The organism is Streptacidiphilus monticola (assembly GCF_042658505.1).
In the GTDB taxonomy this organism is placed as follows: domain Bacteria; phylum Actinomycetota; class Actinomycetes; order Streptomycetales; family Streptomycetaceae; genus Streptacidiphilus; species Streptacidiphilus monticola.
The window spans coordinates 1-8,927 of sequence record NZ_JBHSQJ010000030.1; the positions used below are offsets into that span (position 1 = coordinate 1).

Annotated in this window: 8 protein-coding genes and 1 pseudogene; 2 read left to right on the top strand and 7 right to left on the bottom strand. The window is 71.0% G+C overall.

The window, feature by feature from the left end; genetic code table 11:
• Window positions 1-1,103 precede the first annotated feature (1,103 nt).
• From ACFP3V_RS08285 to ACFP3V_RS08310, 6 genes and pseudogenes are all read right to left on the bottom strand, one after another.
• Window positions 1,104-2,090 (bottom strand): hypothetical protein, encoded by a 987-nt coding sequence (locus ACFP3V_RS08285; protein ID WP_380581410.1) that lies wholly within the window; start codon window positions 2,088-2,090, stop codon window positions 1,104-1,106.
• A gap of 309 nt (window positions 2,091-2,399) precedes the next feature.
• The gene (locus tag ACFP3V_RS08290; RefSeq protein ID WP_380581412.1) at window positions 2,400-2,993 is read right to left on the bottom strand and encodes a DUF4291 domain-containing protein; all 594 of its coding nucleotides are present in this window, start codon (window positions 2,991-2,993) and stop codon (window positions 2,400-2,402) included.
• 41 nt (window positions 2,994-3,034) lie between these two features.
• Window positions 3,035-3,199: pseudogene (locus ACFP3V_RS08295) on the bottom strand (transposase); the annotation flags it as partial.
• A gap of 289 nt (window positions 3,200-3,488) precedes the next feature.
• Window positions 3,489-4,469, bottom strand: coding sequence for an SMP-30/gluconolactonase/LRE family protein (locus ACFP3V_RS08300; RefSeq protein ID WP_380581414.1), 981 nt, complete (start codon window positions 4,467-4,469; stop codon window positions 3,489-3,491).
• A 109-nt stretch (window positions 4,470-4,578) separates the two neighbouring features.
• Window positions 4,579-5,439, bottom strand: coding sequence for an NAD(P)-dependent oxidoreductase (locus ACFP3V_RS08305; RefSeq protein WP_380581416.1), 861 nt, complete (start codon window positions 5,437-5,439; stop codon window positions 4,579-4,581).
• Between the two features lie 407 nt (window positions 5,440-5,846).
• Window positions 5,847-6,590 carry an SDR family oxidoreductase gene (locus ACFP3V_RS08310; protein WP_380581418.1) on the bottom strand — a complete coding sequence of 248 codons (744 nt, stop codon included), beginning with the start codon at window positions 6,588-6,590 and terminating at the stop codon, window positions 5,847-5,849.
• 312 nt (window positions 6,591-6,902) lie between these two features.
• Between ACFP3V_RS08310 and ACFP3V_RS08315 the strand changes: the two genes are divergently transcribed.
• Window positions 6,903-7,469: a TetR/AcrR family transcriptional regulator gene (locus tag ACFP3V_RS08315; RefSeq protein ID WP_380581420.1), complete on the top strand. Its 567-nt coding sequence runs from the start codon at window positions 6,903-6,905 to the stop codon at window positions 7,467-7,469.
• A complete protein-coding gene (locus ACFP3V_RS08320; RefSeq protein WP_380581422.1) occupies window positions 7,466-7,870 on the top strand; it encodes a hypothetical protein in 405 nt (134 codons plus the stop codon). The genes ACFP3V_RS08315 and ACFP3V_RS08320 overlap by 4 nt, the downstream gene beginning before the upstream one ends.
• Window positions 7,871-8,457: 587 nt before the next feature.
• Here the strand turns inward: ACFP3V_RS08320 and ACFP3V_RS08325 are convergent.
• On the bottom strand, window positions 8,458-8,927 hold a 470-nt coding region (locus ACFP3V_RS08325), incomplete at its 5' end, for a hypothetical protein (RefSeq protein ID WP_380581424.1).

Here is an 8,927-nt window from a genome sequence, read left to right on the forward strand (position 1 = left end):
CTGCCGCCTGCCCGGCTGAGGATCGATTTTCCGTTCAGCCGAGTTCGTCAACATCGGCAACGTTGGACTCGCCCTCCCGCGGAAGTACTGCGGTGCGTCCCTCCGCGACAGGGGCGACGATGGCCGGCCAGCCCCCTTCCACCAGAGCCTTGCGAACAGGCTCCACTCCGGCCAGCACCAACGCACCTTCGTAGCTCGTTCCCACTTGACGCTCCCCTTCGCCGAACCGAGTGGTGGATACGCACAATAAGGGGCGTGTCATGCACCCCCATCACCTTGATCGAACCCGTGCCGCGCCTCAGCGCGCCAGATCGAGCAATCATCAGCGGGGAAATGCGGTCAACACCCCAGTAGTCGGGACCGATGCCGGCGAGCAGGGCGGCTTCTTCGCGGCGCAGGCCGGGCACGCGGCGGTTGCCGCCGAGCCGGTAGCCGCAGTCGTCGTCCTTGCTCGCGCCACCGTCATGCGGTTCAGGGGAGGCCGTGGCCTGCTCCTGGCCACAGGCCCGCCCTGCGGTGATCTCCTGCGGTCTGGACGCGTGGGGCCTGCGAGCAGGCGTCAACGACAGCTCCGGCCAGGCGCCGCTGTCGTGACTCCCGGCTCAGGGCTGTGTGGCACGACGCGACGTCGTCATCCCCGGCGTCTGCGGCCATGGTGCGATCCCATCAGCCTGGGCGTGGTTGGCCGTCCCACGGCCTCCTACGGCGTTCCTCACGAGCACTGGTCGATCGACTCCGATGAGTGCGCTTCTCCTGCCGGGTCGGTCCCACTACTCCACTGCCAATGCCGCGTCGAGGTCGGGGAAGAGGGGTGGAGATCGGTGCCGGCTGCACCGTCCGGAGCGGCGCATCCGGCCATCGGAGGTCGAAGGCCATGCCCACGAGGCGCTCCATGAGGGCGAAAGAGACCGAGTGCGCGGTCTGCGTCGGTAACGGCGCACCCTCGGCCCCGGGGCCGGGATCTCTGGCGCATCGTCCCTGCACGGGGCGTCCTCGATCCAGCTGCCGCGCTCGGTCGGCGTGCGGACGGCGTGCCGGCGTCGCTCCCCGGCGAGGCCGGGGAGCGTCGCGGTGTGAGGCCGTGGTGTTGCGGCGCTGCACGGTCAGCTGTCCTGCAACCCGTCGGGGTTGATCCGGGCAACTTGCAGCTGCGCGTGGTGCGGGGTGGCGAGGCCGGCGTCGGTGATGTACAGGTCGGTGCCACGCACGGCGGTGGCGGTGGGGCTGGCCAGCCCGTCGGCTGCCGTGAGCACGGTGGCCTTGGTGCCGTTCGGGTAGATCACGTCCACCTTGTTCTGCGTGTTCACCGCGGCGAACACGATGTCGGAGCGGGAGGACAGGAAGTTGAAGTCGTCGATGCCCACCTCCCCGTCGGCGACCTGGTGGAGCCGGCCGGCCTTCCCGGCGGCGGTCACCGGGACCCGCAGCAGGGTGCCCTGGTTGAAGTTGGTGACCCACACGGCCCCGTGGTGGTAGCGCAGCCCGTTGACGCCGATCGGGATCGAGGCCGTCGGGACCGGTGCGAGGGCCTGGTCGGTCAGCCACGTCCTGGCTTGGCCCCCGGCGACCGGGACGGCCCAGATCGTGCCCTTGTAGCTGTCGGAGACGTAGAGGGTCCGTCCGGCGGGGTCGATCGCGATCCCGTTGGGCAGGCCGTCCGCGGGCAGGGCCGCGAGGCGGCTGGGGTGGCCGCCCGGGGGCAGCTTCCACACGCCTGCGCGGGAGGCGTCCTTGGACCACACGTTGTAGTAGACGGTCCCGTCGCTGCCGCGGGTGTTCCCGGTGAAGCCGTCGCCGAGGACGCCGGTCACCAGCACCGTCCGGTGCTGCCCGTGGGCGCTCAGGCGGACCAGCTCCGGCCGCTGGCCGGCGTAGCTGCCGAGCATCGAGACCGTCAGGGTGCTGTCCGGGTTGACGGTGATGTTCTCCGGCACCTCCCCGGCGGACCAGTCGAACGGGGCGAGGGTGCTGGCGGCGGTGACGACCGGCTGGGGGTGTTCGGGCCCTGCGGCGGCCGACGCGTAGGGGGCCGATACGAGGACGGCCGCTGCGGCGGCCACGGTCGCGGCGAGGTTGAGTCGCTTGCTCATGGGGTGGGTTCTCATCTCTTGCTCGTGGTGCGGCGGGGACCGCGTCCCTGCCGCACCACACAGTGGCGTGTGCCGGCCGGGGCCAATGAGTGGCCGGGGGGACACCTGTCGTGCTATTCCGGCCAATCGGAAGGTTGCTGTCCTCGCCGGCGACCGGAGCCCCGCCGCTGGACTGGGGCAGCCCGGCCCCCAGGGTGGTGCCCCGGCCTCCACCTGGCACAGGGGGCGCTGCTGTCTTCCCCGCACCTGGAAGCGGGGGCGCACACACGTCCCACTCCTAAGAACTCATCTCCATTGGCCAGGGGCGGTCTAATCGCGCAGATGAGCCAAGAGGCTGTCGCTCGCTGGATAGGGGCGTTCTGCTGGCAGGAGCCGCTGGGCTGCTTCCAGTGCCCCGTCTCGCACGTGAGCGTGGATCGAGTGGGCGAGCCCCGTGATGTCACTGATTGAGACGATCCAGTCCTGTGCATAGAGCTGGGCCGCTTCGCCGGTGAGTCCAAGTTGCAGGGAGCGGTGCGGAAGCGGCTGCAGGTGCAGGTCTCGTTCGGGATCCCATTGCACTCGGGCTGGGGCTCGCTTCAACTGGCGTTTCCAGGCGGCGCGGTCAGGATGCAGCCCGTGCTCGTAGTGGGCCAGGCAGGCGTGTTCCAGGGCCCACTCGAAGCCCTCACGGGTGATCTCAATCGCGAGGACGGTCTCCTGGCCCTCCTTGCTGGCCCACCCGCAGCGATGCATCATCCAGAGGAACGACGGCTTGATCCACGTCATTCGGTCCCTCTGCCAGGCCGCCGGAAAGTGACCGTCCTGTGCGGCGGGCAGGCCGATCTCCGGTGCGTACGCCTGGTAGACGGTCACTGTTGAGGCTGTATAGACGGCGCGGATCTGATGCTTGGGTGCTGACACGGTGACCACAGTCGACGGTCGGTGCGCTACACGCCACCGAATTACCAGGCCAGAAGGGTGCTGAGCCGTCGGTAGCAGATGAGTGTGGCTGCGATGCCCGCGAAGGCGAGGAAGTGCTCGGCCTTGCGCTCGTAGCTGCGGTGGAGTCGTCGGCAGCCGGCGAGCCATGCGACGGTGCGCTCGATGGTCCAGCGGTGGCGGCCCAGGTGCTAAGGGCCGGTCAGGTTTCCCAGGTCGTGGGTGTGTTCTTCGACGGACAGGGCGCCGGCAGGCACCAATGGACGGCCACCGCCCTGTGAGCCGTCGCGGCAGCGGGTGGATGTGTGGACGCTGCGACGGCCCGTCCAATCCGCCCACCAGGAGGGCCCCGTGACCCCCGGCGACCCTGTCATGCCCGCTCCGGTTGGCTGGGGGTTCGATGGCTTGCGGTGGACCGCCCGTGCAACGCAGGGCAGTTCGAGCCTTCGTGGGTCGGTGTTTCGGCCCTGTGCTCGGTCAGTGCAGGGGCAGGCTCTCGACGGTGAACGTCGGGCTGGTCAGCGGGTCGCCGTAGAGGTAGGTGTCCATCTGGGAGTTGGTGACCCAGAGCCGGTCGCCGCTGAGGGCGACGCCGGTCGTGGTGTCGGCTCCGGTGTAGGTGCGCTTGGAGACGAGGGCGGCCTTGGTGCCGTCGTCCTCGAGCCGCACGGTGTCGACCTCGTTGGCGACCGAGCGGGCGAGGTACAGGGTGTCCCCCTGACGGACCATGCCGTCGGCGCTGGGCAGGGCCGGGGCGTCGATCTTGCGAATCTCGCCGGTGGCGAGGGTGAGCCGGTACAGGGCGCCGGTGGACCAGTAGCCGATGATCAGGGACGTGCCGTCCGGGCCGGTGACGATGCCGTTGCCGTTGGACTGGCCGGCCACGTAGTCGGGAAGCCGGTAGGCGACCTGGAGAGTTCGCTGCGCGCCGGTGGCGGGGGCGTTCACCTCGGCGGCGGGGATCCGGTACACCACCGGCCGCAGGGAGTCGGTGAGGTAGACGTCGCCGTTCGAGGCGACGGCCGCGTCGTTGACGAGGGTCCACCCGCCGGTATCGGGGACCGTGTAGCGGGCGACGAGCTTGCCGGTGTCGGTGTAGACGAAGAACTGCCCGGTGAAGGCGCCGGCGACCAGCAGCCGGTCACCGTCGATCTTGATGCCGGTGGCCTGGGTGCGGCCGTCCCGGCCGGCCGGCAGGAACGGCTGGAGCGTCGTGGACCCGACCCGGCCCCGGTAGACGGTGCCGTCGGCGATGCTGCCCGTGTACACGTAGCGGCAGTCGGCCGCGATGCTCTCCGGGAACGCGTTGGCGCCGTCGACGGTGACCGCGTAAGAGCCGTCCGGGCGGCCGTCGACGGGCGCGGCCGTGGCCACGGCCGGGACCGTGAGCGCGGCCACCGCGCCGGACGCCGCGGCGAGGAACAGAGCGGGTCGCCAGGCGTTGCTGAGGCGGGACATGAGAGGGAAACCCTTCCGGTTACTGGGGGGTGTGGTGGTTGGTCCGGTGCGCGCGGGCGGGGGGCCGGCGCGCACCGGGGGTCGGCGAGCCGCGACGCGATTGCTGCCTTTAGGGCAGGAGCCGGCTGGTGGCAGGAGCGCGTCGCGCGCCGTCGGTGCCCAGGGCGACGACCCGGTCGAGAATCTCGGTGTCGACCCCGTCGGCGCGCAGCGCCTGGTCGAAGAGCTCCATGTCGAGCACGCCGACCTCGGCGAGGTGTTCGGCCGTGTCCGGGCGGATCATCGTGCCGACCAGCTCCAGCGCGCGGCTGCCAGCGCTGCCCAGCCGGAGCGCGTCGACCACGGCGGGCACGTTGGCGCCCGTCCCGGCGGCCAGGGCCAGCACATCGGCGATCGCGTTCTGGTTCAGCAGCATCAGCGCGTTGTTGAACAGCTTCGCCTGCTGCCCGCTGCCGGCCGGGCCCAGGTGGAGCACATGAGCCGAGAACGACTCGAACACCGGGCGGACCCGATCCAGCACCGCCACGTCACCGCCGACGAGCGTCACCAGCGTGCGCGCCTTCGCGCCCGGCCGGCCGCCGCTGACCGGGGCGTCGAGCACGGCCACACCGTGACCGGCTCCCCGCCGCGCCAGCCGCCGCGCCGTCTCCGGCGTGCCGGTGCCATGGTTGACCAGCACGCCCCCGGGGCGCATCACGGGAAAGATCTGCTCAGCAAGCGCGAGCACCGCCTCATCGGTGGACACGCACAGCGCCACCACATCCGCGGCCCTGGCCAGAACCTCAACGGACGGCGCCACCGTGAACGCGGCCACCTCCGCGACCTCCAGCGACGTGGGCCGCCGCGCCCAGGTGTGCACCGCGAACCCGGCCTCGCCGATCGCTGTCGCCATCGGAAGGCCCTGGTCCCCCAGGCCGATGAACCCCACGACCAGACCGTGCGCGTTCGACGTCATGAACTCCTCCTCCATGGTTGCGCCGCACCTGATGTGCGGCAGTGACGGTGTGTCGCCTCCCGCAGGGGCCGGGCGGAACACGGAACGGGGTGGCATCGCCGCCCCGTCCCGTCCCGCCCACGGCGTCGTCTCGTGCAGGGGCCAGGCGGAACGCCGAACGGGGTGGTATCGCCGTACCGCCCCGTCCCGCCCACGACACCGCGCTCCTGCAGGGGCCGGGCGGAACGCGGAACGCGGTGGTATCGCCGTACCGCCCCGCCCCGCCCACGACACCGCGCTCCTGCAGGGGCCGGGCGGAACGCGGAACGCGGTGGTATCGCCGTACCGCCCCGCCCCGCCCACGACACCGCGCTCCTGCAGGGGCCGGGCGGAGCGGGGTGGCATCGCCGTACCGCCCCGTTCCGCCCACGACACCGTGGTGGCTAGCGGTTCGGAAGGTTCTTCAGCGACGCGGAACGGCGCTCCACGAGCTCGGCGTAAGTGCCCTCCCGCTCGGCGTAGCGGTGCTGGCGGACCGCCTCGACGAGAATCTCGTTCGGGGTGGCCTCCTGCGCCAGCAACGCCCACACCTCGTCCAAGAACGCGTCGAGATCAAGGGCGGCCGGGTTCAGCTCCTTCTGCTTCGGCGTCGTCGCGACCGCCGGCGGCACCAGCTCGGTCACCTCGACGCCGGTACCGGCCAGCTGGGCGCGCAGCGACTCGGTGTAGGCGTGGACCGCCGCCTTCGAAGCACCGTAGGTGGGCATGAGCGGGAACGGCAGGAACCCGATCCCGGACGAGACGGTCATGATCGTCCCGGACCCCCGCCCCAGCAGATGCGGGGTGAACGCGTCGATGGTGCGGATCGTGCCGAGGACGTTGACCGCGATCGTGGTCTCGGCGGCGGCGATGTGCGCGGGGTCCCACAGATCCTCGATGAGCATCACCCCGGACATGGTCACCACCACGTCGAGCTCGGGATGCGCGGCGAGCACCTCGTCGCGGGCGGCAGCGATCGAGTCGGGGCTGGTGACGTCCATCGTCACCGTCTCCAGACCCTCGACCAGGTCCGTGTTACGGCCGCCGACGATGACGGTGTTGCCCGCGGCCTGGAACCGGCGCGCGAGACCCAACCCGATGCCGGAGGTACCCCCGACGACCAGCACCGTGCGATTGCCCAGCTTCATGATGTGACCCCTTTCGGTCGAAACACCGGTGATGTGCTTCGAGCGTCGCTGTCCGGGCCCATCCCTGGCAGACCCCTGCCGTTCCAGGGGACCGCCAGACCCCCCCACGCAGCACACGAGCGCCCCGGGGCTCCCCCGGGAAAGGACCAGGCCGTGGGGGCAAAGCCCCACACCCCGACCCCGAAGCCCCAGCCGCAGCCGCAGCCCTCCCCTCGGCTCCCCCAGCAGTGGTGTTGCTCGCGCGGTTCCCCGCGCCCTGGACGGTGCGCTAAAGTTTGAGCAGTCGCTCAAAACCGGGACGGGGGTGGGGAGATGGCATCGCAGGAGACACGGCGGGCGTTGATCGCCGGAGCGATCGCGACCCTGCGGGAGGTGGGCCACGCCAAGGCCAGCGCACGCGAGATCGCGGGCCGGGCCGGCTGCAACCAGGCACTGGTCTTCTACCACTTCGGCTCCGTCAACGGCCTGCTCATCGCCGCCCTCGACCACGTCGCCGAACAACGACGGGCGCGCTACCAGGCCCTCGTGGACGACGCCAAGGGACTGGGCGGGCTCGCCCAGGCCGCCCGGCAGGTCTTCGAGGAAGACCTGACCGCGGGCCACACCGCCGTCCTGCTGGAACTGCTGGCCGCCGCGCAGACCGACCCGCAGCTGCGCCCCCAGGTCGCCGAACGACTGCGCCCCTGGCGCGAGTTCGCCTCCGACGCGGTGCGGGGCACGCTGCTCGGGCGGCTGCTGCCCGCAGACGAGCTCGCGCACGCCGTCGTCGCGATGTACCTGGGACTGGAGCTGCTGGCCGCCGTGGACGGCGACCCGGCCCCCGCACGTGCACTGTTCGACCGACTCGACAAGACAAGGGCCCCCTGGAGGCGTCCGTGACCCGCAAACCGCCCTGGTTCCTGCCCTGGCTCGCCTGGTACGCCGTCGGGGCAGCCGCGCTGCTCTCGCTGCTGGCGATCCTCAGCTTCGGGCTCTTCCTCGCCCCGGTCGTCCTCGTGGCCGCCGTGCTCCTGGCCCGCTCCCCCCGCACCCGGCACAGCTTCCCCGGCGCGGTGGCCGGGCTCGGGCTGCCCCTGCTGTGGGTCGCCGCCGCCAACGCCGGCGGCCCCGGCGAGGCCTGCACACCAACCGACGGCGGCATGACCTGCACCGACCAATGGTCCCCCTGGCCCTGGCTCGCCGCCGGCCTGCTGCTGACCGCCGCCGGCATCGCCCTGTCCGCGACACGCGCCCGGAAAAACCCAGACACACCGGGGCACGTCCACACCCCACACCCCTGAGAATCCCCCACCGCGCACCGCTCCATCGGCTCGTAACGCCATCGTGTGCGGCGCCGAAAAGCGGCTCGGGCTCCTGGACCCGGACGCGGATTTCCTCACATAGAGAAACCGCGGCCGTGTCCGCGATCACAGACGCGCCAAGGCCCGCAGGCAGTCATGTCCCACATGTCAGACACCGGCGACGCGCCACAGCGCGGGGGCCACTGACAGCAGCCGGGGCGGCCCTGGCACGCTGACGGGCCTCAGCACTGAGCCGCTGACCATCTTCGACCTGCCAACGGCGCCACCGAAGCCGAAGAAGACCCCGTCGAGCCCGGACCACCACGGCCACAAGCGGGCCACAACCCTCGCAACCGCCAACCCTCCCACCGGCAGCGCACGTTCAAGCAGCACCGCCTGGCCGAGCCGGCGAAGCCCCGGCCAGGCTAAGGCCTTGGAGGCGGAACCCCTGCGCCGCTCGGCACAGCACCGCAGCGGACCCGCCCCCACGCTTGGCGCAAGGGCCTTCATCTCCGGGCTGGAACAGGCCGGTGGAGAAGCAGTCAGGCCTGCGACGCTTCGGAATGGCAGGCGAGGGCGTGGTGGTCCTAAGGGTGCTCTCCTGCTTCATAGAGCCGATAGCGGAGCGGCTGCCGGGGGTTCCCCGTCGGCCCAGCAGCCCACAAGAGCCGCTCTGCGTCAGGCTCTTGTCCCTCGGGTCCCCCGGGCGTACTGCCATGGCTTGCAACGACTCGGACGTGAGCGCAGACGACGAAGCCGTCAGGCTGAGCTGATTCGAGGATCAGGCACAGCGTGGACTGCCGATTCGGCGGGAAGATGTCGCGCGCCGAGGCGTCCAGGAGCGTGCGACGTTCCTTCGGGCTGGCTGCCCGGATGGTCAGCGGCTCAAAGCTCTGATGAAGGTTCATCGCCGCAACGCCGTCGAACCAGACGTCCACCGTTTCGTCGTCATCGGTGGATGCGAGACTGCGGAGCACCAGCGTCATGTGTCCCACGCTGTAGCTCCACACGCGGAAGCGCCGCGCGATGGTGTAGCTCGTCGTCAGGCTGCCCTCTG